The 25,101-nt window shown below is 34.4% G+C and carries 19 protein-coding genes and 4 pseudogenes; 11 read left to right on the plus strand and 12 right to left on the minus strand.

Going from position 1 to position 25,101, the window contains the following annotated elements:
* Nucleotides 1–15: 15 nt before the first annotated feature.
* The 4 genes and pseudogenes from IGB25_RS12635 to IGB25_RS15220 all read right to left on the minus strand — a co-directional run bounded on the left by IGB25_RS12635 (nt 16) and on the right by IGB25_RS15220 (nt 3,733).
* Nucleotides 16–744: a T9SS type A sorting domain-containing protein gene (locus IGB25_RS12635; protein WP_211065306.1), complete on the minus strand. Its 729-nt coding sequence runs from the start codon at nt 742–744 to the stop codon at nt 16–18.
* Between the two features lie 9 nt (nt 745–753).
* Nucleotides 754–1,119 (minus strand): hypothetical protein, encoded by a 366-nt coding sequence (locus IGB25_RS12640; protein WP_211065307.1) that lies wholly within the window; start codon nt 1,117–1,119, stop codon nt 754–756.
* Nucleotides 1,119–3,602 (minus strand): annotated as a pseudogene (locus tag IGB25_RS15035) (S8 family serine peptidase). Before IGB25_RS15035 ends, IGB25_RS12640 begins: the two are co-directional and overlap by 1 nt.
* Before the next feature lie 8 nt (nt 3,603–3,610).
* Nucleotides 3,611–3,733, minus strand: a complete 123-nt coding sequence (locus tag IGB25_RS15220; protein ID WP_256437226.1) for a hypothetical protein — start codon at nt 3,731–3,733, stop codon at nt 3,611–3,613.
* Nucleotides 3,734–4,398: 665 nt separating this feature from the next.
* Here IGB25_RS15220 and IGB25_RS12655 point away from each other — a divergent pair.
* From IGB25_RS12655 to IGB25_RS12665, 3 genes are all read left to right on the plus strand, one after another.
* Nucleotides 4,399–5,082, plus strand: coding sequence for an SDR family oxidoreductase (locus IGB25_RS12655; protein ID WP_211065309.1), 684 nt, complete (start codon nt 4,399–4,401; stop codon nt 5,080–5,082).
* Between the two features lie 2 nt (nt 5,083–5,084).
* Nucleotides 5,085–5,684, plus strand: a complete 600-nt coding sequence (locus IGB25_RS12660; RefSeq protein WP_211065310.1) for a SprT-like domain-containing protein — start codon at nt 5,085–5,087, stop codon at nt 5,682–5,684.
* Nucleotides 5,685–5,787: 103 nt separating this feature from the next.
* Nucleotides 5,788–7,260 (plus strand): DUF389 domain-containing protein, encoded by a 1,473-nt coding sequence (locus tag IGB25_RS12665; RefSeq protein WP_211065311.1) that lies wholly within the window; start codon nt 5,788–5,790, stop codon nt 7,258–7,260.
* Here the strand turns inward: IGB25_RS12665 and IGB25_RS12670 are convergent.
* Both IGB25_RS12670 and IGB25_RS12675 read right to left on the minus strand, forming a co-directional pair.
* On the minus strand, nt 7,257–8,021 hold the full coding sequence (locus IGB25_RS12670) for an ABC transporter ATP-binding protein (RefSeq protein ID WP_211065312.1): 765 nt from the start codon (nt 8,019–8,021) through the stop codon (nt 7,257–7,259). The genes IGB25_RS12665 and IGB25_RS12670 overlap by 4 nt on opposite strands.
* Nucleotides 8,021–8,758 (minus strand): ABC transporter permease, encoded by a 738-nt coding sequence (locus tag IGB25_RS12675; protein WP_211065313.1) that lies wholly within the window; start codon nt 8,756–8,758, stop codon nt 8,021–8,023. Before IGB25_RS12675 ends, IGB25_RS12670 begins: the two co-directional genes overlap by 1 nt.
* A 112-nt stretch (nt 8,759–8,870) precedes the next feature.
* On the opposite strand from IGB25_RS12675, the gene pafA reads away from it, so the two are divergent.
* Both pafA and IGB25_RS12685 read left to right on the plus strand, forming a co-directional pair.
* A complete protein-coding gene (pafA, locus tag IGB25_RS12680) occupies nt 8,871–10,493 on the plus strand; it encodes an alkaline phosphatase PafA (RefSeq protein ID WP_211065314.1) in 1,623 nt (540 codons plus the stop codon).
* 260 nt (nt 10,494–10,753) lie between these two features.
* Nucleotides 10,754–13,023, plus strand: a pseudogene (locus IGB25_RS12685) (aconitate hydratase).
* 195 nt (nt 13,024–13,218) lie between these two features.
* On the opposite strand, the pseudogene IGB25_RS12690 reads toward IGB25_RS12685, so the two are convergent.
* Nucleotides 13,219–14,389: pseudogene (locus IGB25_RS12690) on the minus strand (DegT/DnrJ/EryC1/StrS family aminotransferase).
* A gap of 109 nt (nt 14,390–14,498) precedes the next feature.
* Between IGB25_RS12690 and IGB25_RS15715 the strand changes: the two are divergent.
* From IGB25_RS15715 to IGB25_RS12710, 4 genes and pseudogenes are all read left to right on the plus strand, one after another.
* Nucleotides 14,499–15,137, plus strand: coding sequence for a 3-deoxy-D-manno-octulosonic acid transferase (locus IGB25_RS15715; RefSeq protein ID WP_211065315.1), 639 nt, complete (start codon nt 14,499–14,501; stop codon nt 15,135–15,137).
* On the plus strand, nt 15,038–15,742 hold the full coding sequence (locus IGB25_RS15720; protein ID WP_211065316.1) for a 3-deoxy-D-manno-octulosonic acid transferase: 705 nt from the start codon (nt 15,038–15,040) through the stop codon (nt 15,740–15,742). The genes IGB25_RS15715 and IGB25_RS15720 overlap by 100 nt, the downstream gene beginning before the upstream one ends.
* Before the next feature lie 117 nt (nt 15,743–15,859).
* Entirely contained in the window at nt 15,860–16,519 is a 660-nt protein-coding gene (locus tag IGB25_RS12705) for a metal-dependent transcriptional regulator (protein WP_211065317.1), read from the plus strand.
* 3 nt (nt 16,520–16,522) lie between these two features.
* Nucleotides 16,523–17,343: pseudogene (locus IGB25_RS12710) on the plus strand (ZIP family metal transporter).
* A 275-nt stretch (nt 17,344–17,618) separates the two neighbouring features.
* Here IGB25_RS12710 and IGB25_RS12715 read toward each other — a convergent pair.
* The 3 genes from IGB25_RS12715 to IGB25_RS12725 all read right to left on the minus strand — a co-directional run bounded on the left by IGB25_RS12715 (nt 17,619) and on the right by IGB25_RS12725 (nt 19,116).
* Nucleotides 17,619–17,795: a hypothetical protein gene (locus IGB25_RS12715; RefSeq protein WP_211065318.1), complete on the minus strand. Its 177-nt coding sequence runs from the start codon at nt 17,793–17,795 to the stop codon at nt 17,619–17,621.
* 3 nt (nt 17,796–17,798) lie between these two features.
* On the minus strand, nt 17,799–18,137 hold the full coding sequence (locus IGB25_RS12720; protein ID WP_211065319.1) for a TM2 domain-containing protein: 339 nt from the start codon (nt 18,135–18,137) through the stop codon (nt 17,799–17,801).
* 400 nt (nt 18,138–18,537) lie between these two features.
* Nucleotides 18,538–19,116, minus strand: coding sequence for a hypothetical protein (locus IGB25_RS12725; protein WP_211065320.1), 579 nt, complete (start codon nt 19,114–19,116; stop codon nt 18,538–18,540).
* A gap of 48 nt (nt 19,117–19,164) precedes the next feature.
* On the opposite strand from IGB25_RS12725, the gene IGB25_RS12730 reads away from it, so the two are divergent.
* Together IGB25_RS12730 and IGB25_RS12735 are read left to right on the plus strand one after the other, a co-directional pair.
* Nucleotides 19,165–19,392 (plus strand): uracil phosphoribosyltransferase, encoded by a 228-nt coding sequence (locus tag IGB25_RS12730; protein WP_211065321.1) that lies wholly within the window; start codon nt 19,165–19,167, stop codon nt 19,390–19,392.
* 206 nt (nt 19,393–19,598) lie between these two features.
* A complete protein-coding gene (locus IGB25_RS12735; RefSeq protein WP_247653521.1) occupies nt 19,599–20,399 on the plus strand; it encodes a pseudouridine synthase in 801 nt (266 codons plus the stop codon).
* Nucleotides 20,400–20,554: 155 nt separating this feature from the next.
* Here IGB25_RS12735 and IGB25_RS12740 read toward each other — a convergent pair whose 3' ends face one another.
* Together IGB25_RS12740 and IGB25_RS12745 are read right to left on the minus strand one after the other, a co-directional pair.
* A complete protein-coding gene (locus IGB25_RS12740) occupies nt 20,555–23,677 on the minus strand; it encodes a leucine--tRNA ligase (protein WP_211065323.1) in 3,123 nt (1,040 codons plus the stop codon).
* Between the two features lie 215 nt (nt 23,678–23,892).
* Nucleotides 23,893–25,098, minus strand: coding sequence for a metallophosphoesterase (locus tag IGB25_RS12745; RefSeq protein ID WP_211065324.1), 1,206 nt, complete (start codon nt 25,096–25,098; stop codon nt 23,893–23,895).
* Between the last annotated feature and the right edge of the window lie 3 nt (nt 25,099–25,101).

The following is a 25,101-nucleotide window of genomic DNA, read 5'->3' on the forward strand; positions in this document are numbered from 1 at the left end:
TAATTGATGATTAAATTATTTCTTAACCAACTTATCCCTTAAAACCCCAGCGACTGTTTCAATTTCTAAAATATAAACTCCTTGCTGTAATTGACTCACATTGATTTGATGTTCTATTTTACCTTTTTCAGACACCAATCTTCCACTTAAATTATAAATTCTTAAACTCTCTATTGCTATAGTTGAACTTTCTACATGCAACACGTCTTTTGCAGGATTGGGGTAAATAGATATAGATTCTTTTAAAAATTCTTCCTGACTAAGGTTATTAGCGTAAAAAGTCGCGACACTTCCTGCCAAATTGGTAATATGTAAATAGACCAAACCTCCGGAATATGTAAAATCATAAGAAAAAGGACCGTAAACCGGACCCTCGGGGGTTTGCGTTTCTCCACCTTCTTGTAATATAAAAACGTTTACGAAATGATCCGCTATGATGGTATGAGGAGGATTAGGAGTAATTGCACAACCAAAATAAAGAATTTCAAATGATTGGTTACTATCATTAAAATTAAAAAAACCTTGACATTCGGAAAAAATATATGTATAGCCTACAAAAATAAAGTCTTCAAAAAAGATATACATTTTGTCATAATCTCCATTTTCGTTAACATCGGCTAAAATGGTAGTACCGTTAAAGGTTTCAATTTTCTCTATTGTCCAATCATGGTCCGTAAATGGAGCTATTTGGGCTTTTAAAGAAATACTTATTAATAATATAATTGATAAAAATAGAGTCTTCATAACAACGATTTAATTGATGATTAAGTTTTTAGTATCTAAAATTTCTCCATTGGCAACTAGGTTGACAATGTAGTTGCCTTGAGGTAGTTGGTCTACGGGTATTAATTGGTTACTATTGTTTGAATTAATGACATAATTATAGCTTAAGCCTGTATTAGAATGTGTTAACATAATATAAGCGTTGTCATTTTCTGCTATTTTATATCCTATATCCAAACTTGTTGTTGCAGGATTTGGACTCAAATATTCTATTTGCCTTTTGTCCTCAGTTTCTACCGTTTTATAGTCTATGTGACTGTCATAATTGGCTATAACTTCTAACTTATATTCTTTTGCTACTAGGTTGCTTACCGTAAAGTCAGAACCACTATACACTAAAACCCCATCTTCGTCATACCAATTATACTTTGCACCTTCATTAATGTTTTGTGCATAAAAGGTTTCAGAACCATCATTATTTTCAGTGCTCTGGTCTCTGCATCGAATTCCTGTCTTTGGTTATCTCTATTAAAGGTAAAACTAAACCCTCCAAGAGATTCTTGAGTATCTGTGTATAATTGTTGGACATGTAGATTGTACTCTTCCTGAGCATCAACTTGATGAATTAAAAAATTAACGCCAACTGTTGCAATACCCCATTCATCATCTCCCATTTCTATGTCATTAAGACTGGCATGATTAGACATCACCATAATTTGTCTTCGACTTGGATCAAGCACTCTTATGAAATCTGACTGTGCACCGCTATCTTGCCATAAAGTCCATAAATCTTCATTCAGTTCTACCCTAACTTCTGCATCTTGCCATAAGTTATCATCATTTGGCGTATTTGTAAAAAATTCAATATCAGAAATTATAGTAGAATTATTACCAATATTACCAGCGACAATTGAGCCTTGATTATTGGGTTGATTAACATTTATAACCGTAGCATTATGGTAGGCAATATTATTGTTATTTCGAGTATTGGTAGCCGCATTTGGCCCTTCAGGAAAGGTCATTGGGTCATCTGGTGTAACTATCCTACTTAAAAAGCAAAACATCCAGGGTTTTTCAAAGCCGGCATTTTCATAAGCTTCAGGGTTTTGAGGATACCATTCAAATTCTAATATTTCATATTTTCCAGTTTCTATCTCAGGTATGCTTTGAACACCAACTTGATTGCCAATGTCAAATTGTTGACCTGAGCCGTTGGGTGCATCCATAGGGTTTGAAGACCCGTCCCACACAATTGACCAAGTCTGGTTAAGACCACCTTTAGCCCAATACAATTCTAACTGTTCTGTACCTGAAGAAGGATGACAACTGTCATTGGTTACCCTGACATATACATACACAGGTGTATTACTATCTACAAAATGTAAGTCTTCACTTTCTTTATAGAGAAACCCATCATTAGTATTTCTTACCCATATGTCCGGACTATTCCATATTGGATCATTCTCTGGATATGGCTCAACGCCATAATCTTCTTTGGTGTCCTGCATGTTCAAATCTAATCCAATGGGATTACCATTATATTCACATTGGGCTTTAAGTACTGCACCGTATGCATTTAACCTGCCTGCACCTAGTAAACCATCATAAGGGAAATTCTCTGGAATATCATAAATTTTATCATCAGCTGTTTCTTGTAATATCCTTAAAACATCATCTGGATGAATTGTAGGATACACATCATACATCAAAGCGACAGTACCTGCAACCATTGGTGATGCATAAGACGTACCCCAGCCTAACTTATACCCGCTAAATCCTACAAGACGAGCCACAGAATATCCAGGAGCAACAAGATCAATGCTATCATTATGCTGATGTGTATAATCTGGATGACCTAAAGCAACTTCATGAACATCTCTTACATCATACTGTTTGCCTTGATTATCTATAAAACCATACTTATGATAACTGCCTACACTACTAACTGATATAACATGTTCATAGGAAGCAGGCTAAAAATAATTATTGGAATTTGTTCCAGATTGGAATACTCCATTTCCAGCTGCCACAGTAGTTGTAACTCCATAATTATTCCATACATCTTTAAAAATATCAGCTTCTACCTGGCTAAAGTTTCCCGTAGAACCTAAACTAATATTTACAACCTTAACATCAGGATAGTTTTGAGCTAAATAAAGTACTGCACCAGCATGTCCAAATTGTGTTATTGCTATTAATTTCAGATCGTATCCTATTGCAGAAATTCCTACTCCATTATTATTCGTTTCTCCTCCAGCAATACCAGCTACACTTAAACCGTGATGACTTGTATTATTACCTGTTGCAGTACCAACAGTTGCAACTATCTTATCATCTATGTCAGGATGACTATTAATAAAGTTTATATCTTTAATTCCTATAACTACATTAGGATTACCCTGTGTAATATGCCATGCTCGTCTAGCATTGACGAGTTCTAAATGCTCATAAGCTTTAGGTTGGTTTATTGGCACATACCCATCTGGATGCGGAAACCAATGTTGTTGTAAAGTGTCATGGTCAAAATAGTCACTTGGCGTACCTAAGGTTTCATATTCCCTTATACCCACATATTCTGCAAATACCACGGCATTAATATTTTGTAATTGTTGTGTTTTATCATCAGAATCTAATCCTATTAGATAATATTTATGGTGTTTAGGATCCGTTGAAAATCCAAAAATTCTCTCATAAGAATGTATTTTAAAACCCTCAAAAAAAGTCGTAATGTATTCATCCGCAAATTCTAAAGTCACTGTGCTGTCTTGCCTTTCAATAGTTTTCGTAGGCTTTAGCAAATCATAACTTGCTTCCTCAATATAATAATAGTGGGTTTGTGTTTGATCTTGCTGTGCATTTGCTTTAAATAAAAAGACCATAACAAACACTAAAAAACATATCGAGTACTGGGTTGGTAAGTTTCTATGGTGTTGCGGTGTTGCGGTGTTGCGGTGTTGCGGTGTTGCGGTGTTGCGGTGTTGCGGTGTTGCCTAGTTTTTTTGAGGTACATAACGTATTGGTTTTAAACAAATTTAACTAAAATATTCTAAAAATTTGCTTTATAATGTTAAAATATGTTTTTTATTCAAAATTCACAACTATCCGAAACTTGTTAAAAAAAATCAGTCTTCACATTTTTGAAAATAACAACAAGCCAATTATTCTATGAATTATTGACTTAATTCCTTCTCACCTTTGAAATATATTCCTGAAAAAACCTTGTAATTTGGCAAGGTTTTTTTTCTTGGATTGGACAAATATGACATTGAAAGCCTAAAAAACAAATATCTCATTCATTTTATATGTTATAATCTAGGATGAGTTTCAACACAACATTTACAAACCTTATAGTTTGAAGCTTAGGTTTTAATGAATTTTTGGTAAATAGTAGTTCTGAAATTTACACAAAATAAAAATATAATCTATTTTTTATAAACCAACTCATATTTTTAATTCATACATTTATTAATATAGTCTGGAAATTCTTTTATAATCCAGCACTTTTACGACTTGGTAAATTATATTTGTAATCAAAGTTAATAGCATCAATTTGTATTCAATCTTAACAAATGCATTGTTGCCTTTTACTTTAAAAAAAATAACTATCATTTAAAAAATGAAGCGACTAAAACAATGATCTAAACTTTCAAAAATCATTCAAAAAATCACAATATAATGTCTAAACATATTGTTATCACAGGCACAAGTCGTGGTATTGGATTTGAATTGGTCAAAATTTTATCAAATCAAGGTCATCACATTTATGCCTTATCTAGAAATCAACAACCCGTAGCTGAACTAAATTTACAAAATGTTCACAGTATATCCTGTAATCTTAGCGATGAATTGTCTATTGATAATGCAATAAAAAAAATCAAAACTCAAACGTCTCAACTTGATATATTAATTCATAATGCTGGTCAATTTCTCAATCAGCCTTTTGAAAAAACAAATATTGCTGACGTAAAAGCGGTTTATGAGACCAATGTTTTTGGGGTTTTTAATTTGACTTCAAGGCTTTTAAACGCTTTTTCAAAAATAAATCATACCGTCAATATTTCCAGTATGGGTGGCATTCAAGGCAGTGTAAAATTTCCTGGATTAGTCGCTTACAGCACCAGTAAAGTCGCATTAATTTGCTTGGCAGAAATTCTCGCTGAAGAATACAAAGATACTGAAATGGCTTTTAATTGTCTAGCCTTAGGAGCCGTGCAAACCGAAATGTTTGAAGAAGCTTTTCCAGGAATGCAAGCACCGATTAATGCTAAAGAAATGGCAAGTTATATTGCCGATTTTGCTTTAACAGGACAGCGGTTTTACAACGGAAAAACCCTTCAAGTATCTAATTCAACCCCATAAATATGTCATCGGTTTTAAAGACATATTTGCCTGCTAAATCTGTAACTTCGGTTGAAGAATTGCTCAAAGTTTATAAAGTTCATCTCAAGATTGTCAATGAACGTCAATCTAAACACGGCGATTACCGACCAATGCCAGATGGCAGACATCAAATAACCATCAATGCTAATTTGAATCCCTATCGATTTTTAATCACTTTGATTCACGAAATTGCACATTTGTTAGTGTTTATCAACTATGGTCAACACATCAAACCACATGGTATAGAATGGAAATTGACTTTTCAAAAATTAATGTTACCATTGATTAATCCACAAATATTTCCAAAACAATTATTGCCTGTGATTGCCAATCATTTTAAAAATCCTCGAGCCAGTAGCGATACCGATGCAAGGCTGTCTATTGCCTTAAAAGCTTATGACCATCATCCTTCTGACAAAAGTTATATCTTTGAAATTCCTAAAGGCACACAGTTTTGTCTGCCTAACGGTAAAATCTTTATCAAAGAAGAAAAGTTGAGAAAGCGTTATAAATGCAGAGAACTTTCAACGGGCAAACACTATGTATTTCAACCTAATGCACAAGTAGAAGTGTTGAAGTGATAAATTATAAGTAACAAATGAATACTTAAATTACTAATGCATTTGTCACAAAAAAAGATGTTAATATAAATTTTTGATTTTACTTTAAAATCTATTTAAAACCATGGAATCTAACGAAACTGAAAACAATAAAGACAAAACTCAAGACCAAAACGAAGAAAAAGTAAGAAAGAGCTTTAAAGAATCTTACGGAAGCTTGCGTTCTTACCTCTTACATTTATTAGATATAAGAAGTGAAACCGACCGAGATTCTACTATGGAAGCCATCTTAAAAGATATTCCATTTAGAGGACATAATGCATGGATCTTGATTTTTTCAATCATCGTGGCTTCAGTTGGGCTTAATGTGAGTAGCACCGCTGTGGTGATTGGTGCAATGCTTATCTCGCCTTTAATGGGACCAATTGTCGGTCTTGGATTTTCTGTGGCTATAAATGATTTAGATACACTGAAACGCTCGCTCGTAAATTTAGGCGTTATGGTGGTTTTAAGTATTCTAACTGCTTTTGCATATTTTTCAGTATCACCATTAACGGAATTGACCCCAGAATTAGCGACCCGAACTTCACCTACAATTTTAGATGTTTTGGTCGCTATTTTTGGTGGTCTTGCACTGATTATCGCTAAAACCAAAAAAGGAACTATTGCTTCTGTGATTTTTGGTGTTGCCATTGCTACTGCCTTGATGCCGCCACTTTGTACCGCAGGTTATGGATTGGCGGTTTGGGATATGAGCATATTTGGCGGTGCGATGTATTTGTTTACTATCAATACCATTTTTATTGCTTTGTCAACATTTATAGTATCAAAAATTTTACGTTTTCCTCTGGTGCGATATGCTAATTCTTTAAGAAGGAAACGCGTTTCGCAATTAGCTACCGTTATCGCTATTGTGGTTATGCTACCAAGTATTTATTTGTTCTACGTTTTGCTAAAACAGTCTTATTTTGAAAAAAGTGCAAAAAGGTTTGTAACCGAAGAATTAATGGTTTACAAAGATGCTTATTTACAAAAAAATGCAACAAATATTGAATATCACGAAGAGGGTAATTCAATAATAGAAGTCTCTTTTTTGGGAAAAGAAATTCCAGCTGAAGTAATCAATTTATGGAACTCAAAAATGAAATCTTATGAAAATTTAAAAGACGTCAAACTCAAAATTTTACAAAACAAAAACACTGATAATTTTAATCAATTTCGATATATGAAAGAATTGAAAACCAGAGATTCACTTGAACTTTTGACAAGTCATAAGCAAATTCAACTTTTATCTCGGCGATTAGATTCTATAAACAAAACAAACCAAAAGCAAAGCATTCCATTTACAGATATTGTCAAAGAAATAAAATTGAATTACGAGAAAGTTAGTGATGTATCATTTGCAGAGATGGTTATTGCCAAAAACAACATTGTTGATACATTGCCTACTTTCAAGTTAACATGGGACGACAAAATGACACTAACAGACAAGACCACCTTTGAAAACAGACTATCGAATTGGTTAGCTTACAAAATAAAAGCGAAAAAGGTAGATGTAGAAATTCAGCCGACAAGTTTGATTACAGAAGAAAATTAATACCCCTTTTGCTGAGCAATTCTTACTTTTCTAAATAAATATGAAGAATAAACAAAATCGGTTACGGCTTTGTTATCGGTTTTATAAATCAGATCTTTGTTGCCTTCCCAAGCGAGATAGCCATTTTCGATATACACAACTTTTTCGCCTATTTCAAACACAGAGTTCATATCATGGGTGTTGATGACTGTCGTGATTTCATATTCGTGTGTGATTTCTTGAATTAAATTATCAATAATTGTGGCTGTTCTTGGGTCTAAACCTGAGTTAGGCTCATCGCAAAACAAAAAGTTTGGTTGGTTAACAACAGCTCTAGCAATAGAAACACGTTTTTTCATACCGCCACTGATTTCAGAAGGAAATTTATCGTTTGCATTAGTGAGATTGACGCGTTTCAACACTTCGTTAACTCGATCTCTCATTTCAGATTTGGAAGTTTTGGCAAACATACGCAAGGGAAACATCACGTTTTCTTCTACAGTCATAGAATCAAATAAAGCACCACCTTGAAACACCATACCGATTTGTTTTCGCAATTGGCGTCGTTCAGATGGTGTGAGCTCTTCATAACTATCAGAATCATAGTAGATATGACCTTTTTCTGGAGTAATTAAACCGAGCATACATTTGAGAAGAACTGTTTTGCCTGCACCTGATTGCCCGATAATAAGATTGGTTTGTCCTTTCTCAAATGTGGTGCTAATGTCTTTTAAAACATCTATACCATCAAAAGATTTATATAAATTTTCTACTTTAATCATTAGCTTAACAATAATTGAGTGATGATATAATTACAAACAATAATGATAACACTTGTCCAAACAAAAGACGTGGTTGCGGCTTTACCTACTTCTAAAGCACCACCAGTCATATAGTAACCATGAAAAGACGGCACTGTGGCAAGAATAAAAGCAAAAATTATTGTTTTAATAAAGGCATAAACTAAGTGAAATGTTACAAAATCATCCTGTAATCCCGTTAAAAATAAATCACTTTCGACAAATCCACCAAATACTCCAGCAACATAAGCACCTAAAATACCCATAAACATAGATATCGATATGACAAACGGATAAAACATCATGACTACAATTTTGGGAAATACTAAATAATTTAAAGAGTTAATGCCCATAACTTCTAAAGCGTCGATTTGCTCGGTAACTCTCATCGTTCCAATACTTGATGTGATAAATGAACCCACTTTACCTGCCATAATGATAGAGACCAATGTTGGGGAAAACTCTAAAATAATAGATTGCCGAGCCGCAAATCCAATCAAAGATTTTGGAATAAAAGGATTGCTGAGATTTAATGCAGTCTGAATAGTAACGACCGCACCGATAAAAAATGAAATAAAAACCACAATCCCGAGAGACTTTACCGTGAGATCATTCATTTCTTGAATGATTAATTTTCTTAAAACACTTCCTTTGGTAAAGCGTTTAAAAGTATCTCTTATCATTATAAAGTACTGACCCGTACTTGAAATGTAGTTCATACAACAAATTTAAAGGCTAAAAATAGAAAAAAATATTAGCTTGCAATTTAACTTTAGGATAAACTTTAAATTCTCTTTGGTTTGTATTTTTGACTGATATAAAAAATTTCTTATGAAAAAATCATTTTCACTCTTATTCATCATCATTGTTTCTAATTTTATAAATGCCCAAACTTCATCACAAAAACCAAAGTTAATCGTCGGTATTGTGGTTGACCAAATGCGTTATGAATATCTTCACCGCTTTGAAAAACACTATTCAAATCAAGGCTTTAAACGCTTGATGCAAGAAGGATTTTTTGCTAAAAACACCCACTTTAGTTACATCCCAACTTATACTGGTCCTGGACATGCTTCGATTTATACGGGTACAACACCAGCCAATCACGGTATTATTGCTAATAATTGGTATGATAAATTTGAAAACAAAAGCGTGTATTGTGTGCAAGACAACAACGCAAATTCTATCGGTGTTGAAGGTGAAGCTGGTCAAATGTCGCCACACCGAATGCTAAACACTAGTATTGCCGATCAAAACAGATTGGATACACAATTTAGAGGACAAACTTTTGGAGTGTCAATCAAAGATCGCGGTGCCATTTTGCCTGCTGGACACACCGCTAATGCGACGTATTGGTTTGCTGGTGGCAATGATGGTAAATTTATCAGCAGCGATTTTTATATCGATGAATTACCAAAATGGGTCAAAAAATTTAATAAGAACACTAAACAATACATTAAAACTTGGGAAACCTTATATCCTATTGAAAATTATATAGAAAGCGGAAGCGATTTAAATGATTACGAATTTGGTTTCAAAGGAAAATCTACAGCAACTTTTCCATATGATTTGAAACAATTAAAATCTGAAAATAACAATTTTGATATTTTAAAACCTACACCTTTTGCCAATACAATGTTGACGGATTTTGCAGAGAAACTAATTAAAAATGAAAACTTAGGTCAAGATGATGACACCGATTTTTTGACCATTAGTTATTCAAGTACTGATTATGCTGGGCATAATTTTGGGGTAAATTCTAAAGAAGTTCAAGATATGTATATCCGTTTAGACCAAAATATTGCAGATTTGCTTAACTATTTAGATCAGAATGTTGGCAAAAACAACTATACTTTGTTTTTGACAGCCGATCACGGTGCTGTTCACGTACCCAACTATTTAAAAGAAAAAAACATCCCTGCAGGTTATTTTGATGCTAAAAAATTAAACAAAGCAATGAATGAATTTGTGAATGAAAAATTTGGAAGCTCAAAATTAATTGAAGGTTTTTCTAATCAAAATATCTTTTTTGACTATGAAGAATTAGAAGAACAAAATGTTGAAGTTGATGATTTACAAGAAGCTTTGTATTATTTTTTGTTGCAATACGATAAAATTGACCGAGTTTATACCCGAGAAATGATTGAAAACTCAAGTCATTCAACGGCATTTTCAAGAAATGTAGCCAATGGTTTTCATCCTAAACGCAGTGGTGATGTCATTTATATTTTAGAACCTGCTGTGATTTCATATCCACAAAAAGGCTCTACTCACGGTAGCTATATGAGTTATGATACACAAGTGCCATTGATCTTTTACGGTCAAGGTGTTCTACAAAAACAGTCTTATCAAAGCTATTATATCAAAGACATCGCACCAACTATAGTAGCTTTATTAGGTATAGCTCAGCCTAACGGTACTACGGGTAGTGTGATTAGTGAAGTTTTGAAATAACTTTAGTTTAAAATGCTAAAGTTGTATATTTAGATTTATAATAAATTAAATCTATTCAAAATCAAAATTTTCACATTGATAAAAATTAAAGTATAAAATTATCAATTTACTGTAATTAATCCCATTTTTTTCACCTTTTGTTAAATATAATTCAATTTATGAGACTTTCTGTTTGAGATAATTTAATTGATATGTAATTTTTTTTTATATTTGTGATATTTATTAGACTGATTATTCACATTAAATAAATTTTAAATTATATGGCATTTGACATTGAAATGATTAAGACTGTTTACAGCCAAATGGCTAGTCGTGTTGAAAAGGCAAGAGAAGTAGTAGGAAAACCACTAACACTTTCAGAAAAAATATTATACTCCCATTTGTCTGATGGTGAACCTCAAAAAGGCTTTGTTAGGGGTAAAGATTATGTAGAATTTGCCCCAGATAGAATAGCCTGTCAAGATGCCACAGCACAAATGGCTCTTCTTCAATTTATGCAAGCTGGGAAAGATAGTGTAGCTGTTCCAACAACAGTTCATTGTGATCATCTTATTCAAGCAAAACAAGGAGCGACCAAGGACTTAAAACGTGCAAACGAAACCAAGAATGAAGTTTTTGATTTTCTTGAATCTGTATCTAATAAATATGGCATAGGTTTTTGGAAACCAGGAGCAGGTATTATTCATCAAGTTGTATTAGAAAATTATGCCTTTCCTGGCGGTATGATGATAGGAACAGACTCACATACTGTCAATGCAGGAGGTTTAGGGATGGTAGCTATTGGTGTAGGTGGTGCTGATGCTGTTGATGTTATGGCTGGAATGCCTTGGGAATTAAAATTTCCAAAACTGATTGGTGTAAAATTAACTGGTAGCCCTCAAGGCTGGACTGCCGCCAAAGATGTTATTTTAAAAGTTGCTCAAATCTTGACCGTTAAAGGTGGCACGGGTTGTATAGTAGAGTATTTTGGAGATGGAGCTAAAAACTTATCCTGTACAGGAAAAGTACCATTTGTAATATGGGTGCAGAAATTGGTGCAACCACTTCAACATTTGGATATGATGACTCTATGGAGCGGTTTTTAAGAGCTACAGATAGAAATGAAATTGCAGATGAAGCTAATAAACTAAGGGAATACCTGACAGGCGACCCTGAAGTTTATGAAAACCCTGAAGAATATTTTGACCAAGTTATTGAGATAGATCTAAACACTTTGAGACCTCACTTGAATGGACCTTTTACACCAGATTTAGCAACACCCGTAGGAGAACTTGGCAAAAAAGCCAAAGAAAATGGTTGGCCAATCAAAGTGGATTGGGGCTTAATCGGCTCTTGTACAAATTCTTCATATGAAGACTTAACCCGAGCGACTTCTATTGCTGAACAAGCTATTAAGAAAAAATTAAAACCAAAATCAGAATTTGGTATTAACCCTGGTTCTGAGCAAATTCGATATACGGCCGAAAGAGATGGATTACTCAAAGTTTTTGAAGACCTTGGAGCAACAATTTTTACTAATGCTTGCGGACCATGCATAGGTCAGTGGGATAGAAGTGATGTTAAAGAAGGAGAAAAAAATACCATTGTTCATTCTTTTAATAGAAACTTCTCCAAACGTGCAGACGGTAACCCAAATACACACGCATTTGTGGGCTCGCCAGAAATGGTAGCGACTATTGCTATAGCAGGTCGATTAGATTTTGACCCGATGAATGATACCCTTATTAATGAAGATGGTGAAGAAGTTAAGCTTGATATGCCTAAAGGAATTGAGCTTCCTGAAAAAGGGTTTGAAGTAGAAGATAACGGGTATATACCTCCCAAAGATGACGGAAGAAATGTTGAAATTAAAGTTGATAAAAATTCAAACAGAATTCAGCTTTTAGAACCATTTGAGCCTTGGGATGGTGAAAATCTGTTGGGTGCTAAACTTTTGATCAAAGCTTACGGCAAATGTACAACTGACCATATTTCTATGGCTGGACCTTGGTTAAAATACAGAGGTCATCTTGACAATATATCTGACAATTGCTTGATTGGTGCTGTTAATGCATTTAATATGAAAACTAACTTTGTAAAAAGTCAAATCACAGGAAAGTATGATGCTGTACCAAAAACACAAAGACAATACAAAGAAAAAAACATTCCTACAGTGGTTGTAGGTGACCATAATTATGGTGAAGGATCATCTCGTGAACATGCAGCTATGGAGCCTCGCCATCTCGGTGTTAAAGCTGTAATTGTAAAATCCTTTGCCAGAATACACGAAACCAACCTTAAAAAGCAAGGGATGTTAGCTTTAACTTTTGATAATGAAAATGATTATGACCTCATTCAAGAAGATGACACATTTAACTTTATCGATCTTAAAGATTTTGCAGAAAATAAACCTCTAAGCCTTGAAATTGTTCATAAAGACGATTCTGTAGATAAAATTAAACTTAACCACACCTATAATGAAACTCAAATCAATTGGTTTAGAGAAGGTTCTGCATTAAATTTAATTAAAAAACAAAATAATGCAAATTAAAATATAAATCGGCATAATACAAAGAATATCAAAGTTTTAGGAATATCGAGATCAGGTTTTAGTTTGAAAAATTTCTTGTCATCTACACAATTTTCTATCGAAAATCAATGTTGCTGACTCAAATTTTATTAGTCAAACTTAGCCTAAGTATTTTTTGAATGTTAAATCATAGTTATTCAATTAAATATCAACTTATTATCCCAAAAACTTCAAAATATGTCCTGTAATAAATTCAATTTGTTCTTCATCCAATTCCGTATGCATTGGTAAAGAAATGACCTCTTCACATAACTTGTTGGTTACTTTGAAGTCTTTATCATCATATCGACTATCTCGATAGGCTTTTTGTTTGTGAAGTGGAATAGGATAATAAACACCATGTGGAATATCTTGTGATTTGAGAAATTCAGCCAAAGCATCACGCTTTTCGTTTTTAATTCTAAGCGTGTATTGATGAAACACATGACAAGAGCATGTACCACAAATCCCAAGGTTCTTGGTGTCGCAATTTTTATGGGTTTTGGTTGTTGGTGTCACAATATCTTTATGACCTTGTAAAGCTTTAGTATAAGCTCTTGCGACTTCTTGACGTTTTGAATTATATTCATCAAGTTTCGGCAATTTAATTTTCAATACAGCGACTTGAAGTGAATCTAATCTTGAATTTACACCAACCACATCGTGATGATAACGCTCATACATCCCGTGATTGACAATGCCTCGAATGGTATGTGCCAAATCATCATCGTTAGTAAAAATCGCTCCACCATCACCATAGCAACCTAAGTTTTTTGAAGGAAAAAATGAAGTTGCAGACACGTGTCCAATCGTGCCTGTTTTTTGAGATGTTCCGTTTTTAAAATGATATGACGCACCAATACCTTGTGCATTATCTTCTATAACATAAAGTTTATGCTTTTTGGCAATGTCCATAATGGCATCCATATTAGTAGCGTGGCCAAACAAATGAACTGGCACAATGGCTTTTGTTTTGGGCGTAATGGCTTTTTCAATCGCCTCAGGACTGATATTAAAAGTATCTTCTTCTACATCGACTAAAACAGGCGTGAGTTGAAGCAAAGCAATGACTTCAACTGTAGCGACAAACGTAAAATCGGCAGTGATTACTTCGTCACCGGGTTTTAAATCTAATCCCATCATGGCGATTTGCAAAGCATCGTGTACCGTTAGCACATGGAATCACGTTTTTAACATCGAGATATTTTTCGAGGTCAGTTTGAAATTGATGAACATATGGGCTATTAATAAAAGCAGCATTTTCCATAATTTCAGCAAAAGCCGTATCGATGTCGTCTTTTATAGCTTCACGCTGACCAACAAGGTCAACCATTTGTATTTTTTTCATAGATGTGTTTTGAATGTCATTGTAACAAAATTAGTAAATATAAATGGTATTCAGGCGAATTCTTTATTTTAGCCTTTTAGTCTCTCAGAATATATAATTATTCTACATTATGAAATGGCTTTACAATCTATCTATAAGTAGCTTCAAATTTCTACTGCCTATTTTAGGTCTGTTTTTCAAACGCCTTAAAACTTTTCGCCAAGAAAGACAACAGACCAAAAAAGAATTAGAAACATTTATAAATCAAAACCAGCATCCAATCATTTGGATTCACGTGGCTTCTCTCGGCGAATACGAGCAAGTTGTGCCTGTCATCAAGGCTTTAAAACCACACTTTAAACCTCATAAATTTCTATTGAGTTTTTTTTCTGACTCAGGCTATCACATCAAAAAAAATAAATCCATAGCTGATTTTGAAACCTATTTGCCTTTAGACACCAAACAGCAATCTCAAGATTTTGTAAATCTCATCAAACCCCAATTCGCCATTTTTGTAAAATACGATATTTGGCCAAATTTTCTAAATCAACTCAAAGCACAACACATCAAAACATTCTTAGTTCTGCAAGATTTAGACCTCAACAGATTTATTTTAAATTTTATGGGTCATTCTTTAAACAAGCTTTGGGGAGTTTTTATCATATTTTTGTGCAAGATCAAGCCTCAGGTTACTTGCTCAACAGCATCAATTACACTGATTGGACGCAAGCTGGCGACACCAGATATGACAGAGTTTACCAACAATTAAGTCAAGATAACAAGCTTGATTTTATGCAAAATTTTACTCAAAATCAAAACTGTATGGTTTGTGGCAGGACTTGGCCAGAAGACGAAAAAGCACTGTTGCCAACCTTAAACGATAAAACGATTAACCTCAAATTCGTCATCGCACCACATCAAATCAAAGCTGAAAATATTGACCAATTTCAAAAACAACTTCAAAAGCCAAGTATCAAATATTCAGAAATTAAAACCCAAGATTTGTCCCAATACGACATTTTAATTTTAAACACTGTCGGTCTGCTGACCAAAGTTTATGCCTATGCCGATATAGCTTACGTAGGTGGAGCTATGGGCAACACTGGACTACACAACATTTTAGAACCTCTCGCTTTTGGCGTTCCGATTATCATTGGTTCTAACTATGACAAATTTCCTGAAGCTAAAGCCCTAAAACAAAAAGGCGGTTTGGCTGTAGTCAACAATACTTTAGAGCTTCAAAACATAGTCCGTAAGCTGAATGATGAAGAAGAGTTTAAGGCTAAAATGAGTAAAGCGACCTATGATTTTGTTCAAGATAAAAAAGGGGCAACAACTTTAACTTACGAAGGGATTTTGAGATATACTGCTTAATTAGAACTTTTAAGAAAGGATGTTTTTAGACCAAAATAATGCGAAATGATAAGATTGCAAACACAATTATTAGACATGTCTAAAAAAATATTTATTTTAGCATAAAATATACTTTAGATGTTAAGCCTTGCAGAAGAAAATTACCTCAAAGCCATTTATCATTTACAAGATGAAAACAGCAAAGCCGTTAGCACAAATGATCTGTCTTCTCTTTTAGAGACCAAAGCTTCATCAGTAACCGATATGCTCAAAAAGTTAGCAGACAAAAACTTAGTTATATATAAAAAATACCAAGGCGTTAAATTAAGTGATCAAGGAGAAACCACAGCTCTAAAAGTGATAAGAAAGCACCGACTTTGGGAAGTCTTTCTCGTGGAAAAACTCAACTTCAATTGGGACGAAGTCCACGACATAGCCGAACAGCTTGAGCACATTCAATCTGAAAAACTCACCGACGAGCTCGACCGCTTTTTAGAACATCCGCAACGCGATCCACACGGCGACCCAATTCCAAATAAAAACGGACAGTTTGCAGTAAATAACAAAACAATATTATCAGATTTAGAAATCGGTGAATCAGGAATTTGTGTAGGTGTGAAAGATTCAACACCAGCATTTTTAAATTACCTTGACAAACAAGATATAGCTCTCGGTAAAACCTTGAATATCAAAGGTAAGGAGAGTTTTGACCAATCTATGCTTGTGGCTTATGACGATAAAGTTTTACGATTATCAGAACAAGTAACACAAAATTTATACATCAAACCAAACACATAATTTATGGAAACTATTATTGCATATTTTGAACAATTAGATCCAATTCTTGCAAGACTTTATGCCACTTTATTTACTTGGGGTGCAACAGCCTTAGGAGCGTCGTTGGTATTTCTGTTTAAAAAGATGAATCGTATTGTGTTTGATGGTATGCTAGGTTTCACTGGTGGTGTGATGACGGTCGCCAGCTTTTGGAGTTTGTTAGCACCAGGCATTGAAATGAGCGACGGTCTTGGGTTTATTAAAGTTATCCCAGTCGCAACAGGATTTCTAGGCGGAGCTTTATTCATTTTTGCTTTAGATAAAGTTTTACCACATCTTCACGTCAATTTTAAAGAAAGTCGTAAAGAAGGGATCAAAACGCCTTGGCACAAATCAATATTACTCACTCTGGCTATCACATTACACAATATTCCTGAAGGTTTGGCTATTGGTGTTTTGTTTGGTGGTGTTGCAGAGGCATTGAAGGTGCAAGTATTGGTGGTGCTGTGGCATTGGCAATAGGAATCGGAATTCAAAATTTTCCAGAAGGATTTGCTGTGGCTATGCCCTTAAGAGGTTTGGGCAAGAGCCGTTGGAAAAGTTTTAACTATGGGCAACTTTCAGCTATTGTTGAGCCTATAGCAGCGGTAATTGGTGCTTGGGCGGTTTTAACATTCGAACCTATTTTGCCTTATGCTTTGTGTTTTGTTGCAGGTGCTATGATTTTTGTCGTGGTTGAAGAAGTGGTACCTGAATCTCAACTCGAGCATAATACAGATATCGCTACCTTAGGTTTTGTTGGTGGTTTTATTGTAATGATGAGTTTGGATGTTGGTTTGGGGTAAATAATTAATCTATAGCGATTGTGGTTTTACACGAGACTTGATAATGCTTTCAAAAATTGGCCACAATATATGTTGTCCTTTTCTTACCAAAATAGCAGAATAAATTGAAAACGAAAACTCGAGAATATTTAGAACCACAACCAAACCGAGATAATAAAAAAAGACATTGGGAATGGGTTTTTCAAAAAAATATTTGGATATTAACCACCATAAAGCGGTGCTATTAAACACAAATAAAATTAATTGAGATAACAAAGACTGAATAGCGTGCCATCTCACAAAAGCAGTTGAGCGTCTATTGGCAACATAATAGAATAATGTAGCCAAAAGTGCAAAGCAATAGGAATAGGCAAGGCAACGGCAATAACTACAGTAGAAACAACATAAGCATAAGAAGCCTTTTCACATTCTTCAAGAGAAGGGCGATATGAAAATTCAGCTTTATGTATCATAGATTATAAAATGGCTCTGTTAAAATTTTCTAAATTTCGCTCTTTAGTTATGCCCATAATTAAAAACCAATCAACAATAGTCCAAATGCCAAGTCCGCCACAGGTCAATAATTTAGCAACGCCCAATCCAACATCTCCAATCAAAAAGCGGTCGATGCCAATTCCACCAACAATTACTGAAATGACAAGCATCATAGTTGGGTCTTTAAATTGAAGACTTTGAATTTGAAATTTTTTACTTTCATCTAAAGTCATAAGGCGTTCGCGAACATAAGATAACTGATGAGATTCAAAATACTTTGAATTAGTCATTAGAAAACTATCGACTTGTTGTGTGTCCATTTATTTAAATTTTTGACGAATTAACAACTTTTTTATAATTTAAGAAAATTTAATTCTGAATTAAGCTAAATACTACTGAAAATATAATGAATAGCCACAATAAGATTTCTGATAAAAGTTTTTTGCGTAAGCGAAAAATAAAATCTCCTAAATAGATACTCACTGGCATAATAGAAATCATCCATAAGCCCGCAAGATTTGAAACTGAAAACCAGCTTGATAAAAAAGCAAGCAAAGCTAAATACAAAAAGCAAGTCGCTAGTTTTTGATGATATAATGCTCGTTTCTGAAGAACTTTAATGGCTTGATATGCAAATAATAAGATAGATAAAAACCAAACAACAATAGAAAATATTTGAGCCGTTGAATTGAATTCTATAACCTGAAAATGCCACTCAGGCTAAAAGAACTCGGCGTGCAAAAGCTTATCATGCCAAAGTATATTAAACATTTGCGATAAAATAATAACAGCACTTATAGCAAAAACTGGAACTACAAAATAACGCCAGTGTGGATTGACGAATACTAAAGTTACTATAAGAACCATTAGTAAAACAAACAATAAAGGATGATAAAATAAACTTGCTAAAAACAAAAAAAACACTGCTTCAAAAATAGCTAAGGTTGGTCGTCCTGACTTTATCAAATTTAAAAGACGCAATAAACCTATAAAAAACAGTATAAAGCCATAAATGATATAAGAATTAAAAATTTCAGGGATTATAAAACTGGAAAATAAAACAAAAAACAAGCCCCCGAAACTGTGTGCTTTTTGAATTTCAAAATGTTTTAAGGTATAATCAAACAAAATATAGCAACCTATTAGAAGAATATACTTTATAACTATAATGCCAATTGTCGCCCAATTTATAGGAAGCGTGATAACTTGAAAAGCTTCAATAAAAAAAAGAAAACTCAACAAAGCAACTAAAATCACAAAAACAATAGGCTTAGATTGTTTAAAAAAAATGGCAATCATAACAGACAAATGATTATTTTTGCAAGGTAATTATAATTAACAAAAGCCATGAAAGATTTTTTTGAAGGAATAGCTTCTTTGTTTCAAGATTTTTTATTCATCCCATTTGACTTTTTGAGAATAGATATTCAACCTGAGTCATGGTTTGCGACTAATGTGGTTAATTTTATCTTTTTGCTAATTGGTCTTGTGCTTTTTATCTATTGGATGAAGCAATTGAAAATCTTTAGCAAATCCGAAAACACCGAAGAAGACGAAGAAGTTTTTTTGATATAAGCTTTATCAGAACTATTGTTCTCCCCACTTATTGATATTTGTTTATCAATTATTACCTTTTTCCCAAATTACAAGCTTTGATTATTTCAGAATATTTATAGAAATGTAAATACACTGTAAATCAGAAGTTAGTTTTGAGCTACTAAACCACTACTTTTTCACCTATATCTTTAATTTTCAATTACCTTTGCAAAAAAATGAACGATATGAAATCGGATAAATCGAAAGGAAAAGGAAAGAAGTTTGCTCAGAAACCAAAAAAAGCGACTAAAGTCGATCAACAAATTAAAGACCCCAAAGCAGGCATGCGACTTAATAAATACATTGCTAATGCTGGGATTTGTTCGCGTCGTGAGGCTGATATTTTTATTGAAGCAGGAAGCGTGAGTGTGAATGGCAAGCCAGTAACTGAAATGGGTTATAAGGTTAAACTTGATGATGAAGTAAAATTTGACGGTAGAACGATAAATCCTCATCCTAAAGAATATTATTTGCTCAATAAACCGCAGGGTTTTTATACCTCGGGAAAAATTGAGCATCAAAATAAAACGGCACTTAACCTATTGCACAAAGTGACCAATGCCAAACTTGAACCTATTGGTCGTCTTGAAAATAGTGCTTGTGGATTAATTCTTTATACCAACGACGGAACCTTAGCCAAAAAATTAGGCAATGCTAAAAAAGGTATTCCTCAAGTTTATGAGCTCCAACTCAATAAAGTATTTACTGCTGAAGATATGGATGCTTTAAAAGCTGGTGTGTTGATTGAAGGCTTTAAAGTTTACGTCGATGAGGTGTCATATGTCAATAATAAGTCACATCACCACATCGGTCTTGAATTGAAAAGTATGCGTTCTAAAGTCGTTCAAAAATTAATGACTAAATTAGGTTATGAAATCATAAAAATGGATCGCACGGTGTTTGGAAATTTGACTAAACTCAATCTGCCACGAGGTCATTTTAGAGCTTTAACCAAAGAGGAAGTGATTCATTTGGGGATGATCTAAAAAAATCTCTCATAAAGTTAAAACTTTTTAATGTTACATTAGTACTGTTATATTGTTCAAGCAGAGCCTTTCTATAAATTCAAGACAAGTAAAGCCGAAATTATACCCATTCACATCAACTATCCCGTCGATTGCTATCGGAACGAATAGAGATACTACCCCACAATGTTCACAATTTTACCTGGCACAACAATCACTTTTTTAGGCGTGCGACCTTGCAATTGTTTTTGTGTGCGTTCGTCTTGCATCACGTGTTTTTCTATTTCGTCTTTTGATAAACTCAAATCCAAATCTAAAGTAAAACGCATTTTTCCATTAAAAGAAATAGGATAAGTTTTGGTGTCTTCTACCAAATATTGTTCGTCATGTATAGGATATTTTGCAAAACTCACTGAATTTTCGTGTCCGAGTTTTTCCCAAATTTCTTCAGCAATATGCGGTGCAAAAGGAGCAACTAAAACACATAAAGGCTCTAAAACTTCTCGGCTATTACATTTCAACTGGTTCAATTCGTTCACACAAATCATAAAACTCGATACCGAAGTATTAAAACTAAAGTCTTCAATATCAGTATTGACTTTTTTGATGGTTTGGTGTAAGATTTTAAGAGCCTTTTTATCGGCTTTGTCTTCTGTTACTGTAAAGTTATCCCCATCGTGATAGAGTTTCCATAATTTTTTAAGAAAACCGACTACACCTGATAAACCAGCAGTATTCCAAGGTTTGGCTTGGTCTATCGGACCGAGAAACATTTCAAATAATCGCAAAGCATCAGCACCATATTCATCACACACATCATCGGGATTGATGACGTTGTATTTAGATTTTGACATTTTTTCGACTTCGCGAGAGACTTTGAAAGAAGCCCTATCAGAAGCCCCATCCATCTTCTCCAAAGGGGAAGTGACGGCACTGTATAAACTTCCGTCTTGAAGAATGAATTTGGCATCTCTGAATTCTGGTCGCCATTTTTTGAAGCCTTCAATGTCTAATTCGTTTGATGTATTGACTAAATTGACGTCGGCGTGGATGTGATAACTTTTAGGACTAAGAAAACTTATTTTTCCTTTCTTATCTTTTTGCTTTTCGTTATAAAAAGCACACTTCTCATTTGCAATTATTTTTAACTTCTCGATGACTTTCTGGTACTTTTTATATTTCTTTATACTATCTTCATCTTTAACCTTTTTCAAATCAGTAACTTCTAAAATATCAGAAGAAACAAAAATGTTTAATTGTTCAGGTATATTTTTATTATCTAAATCATCAAAATTATCAAGTTCATTTATGAATTTAATATTGTAATTAACTACAAACGCACTTTCCCCTAAAATCATGCCTTGATTAATCATCCTTTGAAAAGGCTCTTCAACGCTTAAAAATCCACGGTCTTTTAAAAACTTAGTCCAAAATCTTGAATACAACAAATGTCCTGTGGCATGTTCGCTTCCACCAACATACAGATTGACATTTTGCCAATAGTCTAATGCTTCTTGAGAGGCAAACACCTCATCGCGATGTTCTGTTTCCATATAGCGAAACATATACCACGAACTGCCCGCCCAACCTGGCATGGTGTTGAGCTCTAGAGCCCCACCTAGCCTCCCCAAAGGGGAGGAATTCTCAAATGTTTCTTGTGATACTACTTCTGCTGTATCGCCATATTGGAGCCAGTGCCATTTTTTGGCTCTGCCTAAAGGTGGTTCGCCATCTTCGGTGGGCAAATATTTTTCAACCTCTGGCAATTCTAATGGCAAATGTTTTTCCTCTATCATTTTGGGCAATCCATTTACATAATACACAGGAAAGGGTTCACCCCAATAGCGTTGCCGAGAAAACACCGCATCGCGTAATCTATAATTGGTTTTGGCTTGGCCAACACCTTTGTCTTCTAAGGCTTGAATTGCAACTTTTATCGCCTTTTTAATAGGCAAATCATTTAAAAAGTCTGAATTGGTAATCAGCGTATTGTCTTTTTCTCCAAAGGTCGCTTTTGAAATATCTGTGTCTTTAAAGATATTAGGAATAGGAAGATCAAAATGCTTAGCAAAATCGTAATCCCGTTGATCGCCACAAGGCACAGCCATAACAGCACCAGTGCCATAACCTGCCAATACATAATCGCCAATCCAAATCGGAATAGGCTGTTTGGTCAACGGATGTTCAGCATAAGCCCCTGTAAACACACCACTGATGGTTTTTACATCGGCAAGACGATCGCGTTCACTGCGTTTCGCGGTTTCTGCAATATAATTCTCAACCGCTTCTTTTTGTTCAGTCGTAGTGATTTTCTGCACCAATTCGTGCTCTGGTGCAAGCGTCATAAATGAAACACCAAAAATGGTGTCAGGTCTTGTAGTGAAGACTTCAATGATATCGTTATGTTCTTTCACTGCAAACTTTACCTGAGAACCTATTGACTTCCCTATCCAATTCCGTTGTGATTCCTTGATAGAATCTGACCAATCTAAATTCTCTAAACCTTGTAGCAAACGCTCTGCATAAGCAGAAATACGCATACTCCATTGTTTCATTTTTTTACGCTCTACTGGATGACCGCCACGTTCTGATAAGCCGTTAACAATTTCGTCATTAGCCAAAACTGTGCCGAGTGCAGGACACCAATTCACTTCCGTTTCAGCCAAATAAGTCAAGCGATATTGAAGTAAAATCTTCTCTTTTTTGTCATCAGAAAATCCTTTCCAATCTTCAGCTGAAAATGCTGTAGTATCTTCATCACAAGCCACATTAAGATTTGCATTGCCCTGTTTTTTAAATACTTTGACCAAATCATCAATAGGTTTGGCTTTTTGTTCGTCAAAATCGTAATACGATTCAAACAATTGAATAAAAATCCACTGCGTCCAACGGTAATATTTCGGGTCGCTCGTACGAACTTCTCTATCCCAATCAAATGAAAATCCAATGCGGTCAAGCTGTTTACGATAGCGTTTAATATTAGCTTCGGTTGTTTTCGCTGGATGTTGACCTGTTTGAATAGCATACTGTTCGGCTGGCAATCCAAACGAATCATAACCTTGTGGATGCAACACATTGTAGCCTTGATGACGTTTGTAGCGTGCATAAATATCACTGGCAATATAGCCCAACGGATGCCCAACGTGCAAACCCGCTCCCGATGGATACGGAAACATATCCAAAACATAAAACGGTTTTTTAGATTCTTGGTTTTCTGATGGTTGTAGAGCTTTAAAGGTTTTATTTTCAGCCCAAAACTTCTGCCATTTCGCTTCGATGTCTTTAAATTGATATGCCATAATATCCACAAAATTTTCCTTGCAAAAGTAAGGTTTTAAAAAGAAAATAAAACCCCAAAATATATTGTAATTATTTGGGGCTTCCACTGACATAGCTAAGCTATCGCCAGTGTCGGGCTTTCGGCAGTCGCTTTGCCACGCTTATGGCGTGTCAAGAGCTCCAACAATGCCTCAATCCCTAAGCCAGCCTTTTTCACTAAAAAATCGATTACGTATTATCCTAACTCAATAACAGTTATTTCAGGCCAAATTCCAACGCGACCAGGATAAGCTATATAGCCAAAACCGCGATTGACATTGATAAGTCGCTTATTGTGTTTGTAAATCCCAGCCCATTGTTTATAGCGATATTGCACTGGACTCCACTTGAGCCAACCTGGTATTTCTATGCCAAATTGCATACCATGTGTGTGACCGCTTAATGTGATTTGAAAGTTTTTAGGATGATTTTTTACTACTTCATCCCAATGCGATGGATCGTGACTCATCAATATTTTAAAGTCTTCAGGGTTTAAGTTATGTGATGCTTTATCAATATCGCCATATTTCACAAATCCGCCTTTACCCCAATTTTCTACACCAACAATATGAAGTTTTTCTCCTGCTTTTTCAATACTTACATTTTCATTTCTAAGCATTTTCCAACCCATTTGCTTATGAATATTAAGCAATTGATTAAAATTTTTGGTTTTATCAGCTTCGGTGTCCCAATCGTGATAATCGCCATAATCGTGATTTCCTAAAACTGAATAAATCCCAATTTTAGCTTGAAGTTGATTAAAAATATCAAACCAATTATTCATTTCACTAGCAAGGTTGTTCACCAAATCACCCGTAAAACAAATAATATCAGCATTTTGAGCATTAATCAAATCGATGCCGTATTTCACCTTGTCTTTATTATCAAAGCTTCCTGAATGTATGTCGCTGATTTGCAACACTTTAAATCCTTTAAATGCTTGTGGTAAATCATCAAACTCCAGTTTATATTTTAAAACTTTATAGTTGTATTTTCCTTGATACATCCCGTATAAAAGCGATAAAAATGGAATAGCACTCACCCCAAGTGCTAATTGACTTACAAATTTTCGTCTTGATGGAAAACTTTTTTTAGAAGACGGAAAGATTAACCGATAGATATAGCGAAATATTCTCGTGATATCTTCGGCAAACATAAAAATTAGAAGCCCAATTTTTAGAGTTATCACACTTAAAAATAAACCAATAAACAAATCCCTTGGCTGTCCAAATGTGCCACCTTGAACTTTAGCAAAAAAGCTACCAATCATCAATCCATAAACCAATAAGCTGACAACGATGTAAATAATTGTTGCTTTCAATTTTGAAAATAAACGTCTAAAAGCTTGTAGTGCGTAAACTTCAATAATTAATAAAATACTAATGCCAATAATCCAACCCATAAG

Origin of the sequence: Flavobacterium sp. CS20, from assembly GCF_018080005.1 — a bacterium.
In the GTDB taxonomy this organism is placed as follows: domain Bacteria; phylum Bacteroidota; class Bacteroidia; order Flavobacteriales; family Flavobacteriaceae; genus Psychroflexus.

What these genes read in the sequence shown, in the direction of transcription:
- IGB25_RS15715 (WP_211065315.1), top strand. Translation starts at nt 14,499, where the DNA reads ATGAAATGGCTTTACAATCTATCTATAAGTAGCTTCAAATTTCTACTG.
- IGB25_RS12720 (WP_211065319.1), bottom strand. Translation starts at nt 18,137, where the DNA reads ATGGACACACAACAAGTCGATAGTTTTCTAATGACTAATTCAAAGTAT.
- IGB25_RS12730 (WP_211065321.1), top strand. Translation starts at nt 19,165, where the DNA reads ATGAAAGATTTTTTTGAAGGAATAGCTTCTTTGTTTCAAGATTTTTTA.
- pafA (WP_211065314.1), top strand. Translation starts at nt 8,871, where the DNA reads ATGAAAAAATCATTTTCACTCTTATTCATCATCATTGTTTCTAATTTT.
- IGB25_RS12635 (WP_211065306.1), bottom strand. Translation starts at nt 744, where the DNA reads ATGAAGACTCTATTTTTATCAATTATATTATTAATAAGTATTTCTTTA.
- IGB25_RS12705 (WP_211065317.1), top strand. Translation starts at nt 15,860, where the DNA reads ATGTTAAGCCTTGCAGAAGAAAATTACCTCAAAGCCATTTATCATTTA.
- IGB25_RS12745 (WP_211065324.1), bottom strand. Translation starts at nt 25,098, where the DNA reads ATGGGTTGGATTATTGGCATTAGTATTTTATTAATTATTGAAGTTTAC.
- IGB25_RS12715 (WP_211065318.1), bottom strand. Translation starts at nt 17,795, where the DNA reads ATGATACATAAAGCTGAATTTTCATATCGCCCTTCTCTTGAAGAATGT.
- IGB25_RS12735 (WP_247653521.1), top strand. Translation starts at nt 19,599, where the DNA reads ATGAAATCGGATAAATCGAAAGGAAAAGGAAAGAAGTTTGCTCAGAAA.
- IGB25_RS12675 (WP_211065313.1), bottom strand. Translation starts at nt 8,758, where the DNA reads ATGAACTACATTTCAAGTACGGGTCAGTACTTTATAATGATAAGAGAT.
- IGB25_RS12740 (WP_211065323.1), bottom strand. Translation starts at nt 23,677, where the DNA reads ATGGCATATCAATTTAAAGACATCGAAGCGAAATGGCAGAAGTTTTGG.
- IGB25_RS12725 (WP_211065320.1), bottom strand. Translation starts at nt 19,116, where the DNA reads ATGATTGCCATTTTTTTTAAACAATCTAAGCCTATTGTTTTTGTGATT.
- IGB25_RS12670 (WP_211065312.1), bottom strand. Translation starts at nt 8,021, where the DNA reads ATGATTAAAGTAGAAAATTTATATAAATCTTTTGATGGTATAGATGTT.
- IGB25_RS12660 (WP_211065310.1), top strand. Translation starts at nt 5,085, where the DNA reads ATGTCATCGGTTTTAAAGACATATTTGCCTGCTAAATCTGTAACTTCG.
- IGB25_RS15220 (WP_256437226.1), bottom strand. Translation starts at nt 3,733, where the DNA reads ATGTACCTCAAAAAAACTAGGCAACACCGCAACACCGCAACACCGCAA.
- IGB25_RS12655 (WP_211065309.1), top strand. Translation starts at nt 4,399, where the DNA reads ATGTCTAAACATATTGTTATCACAGGCACAAGTCGTGGTATTGGATTT.
- IGB25_RS12665 (WP_211065311.1), top strand. Translation starts at nt 5,788, where the DNA reads ATGGAATCTAACGAAACTGAAAACAATAAAGACAAAACTCAAGACCAA.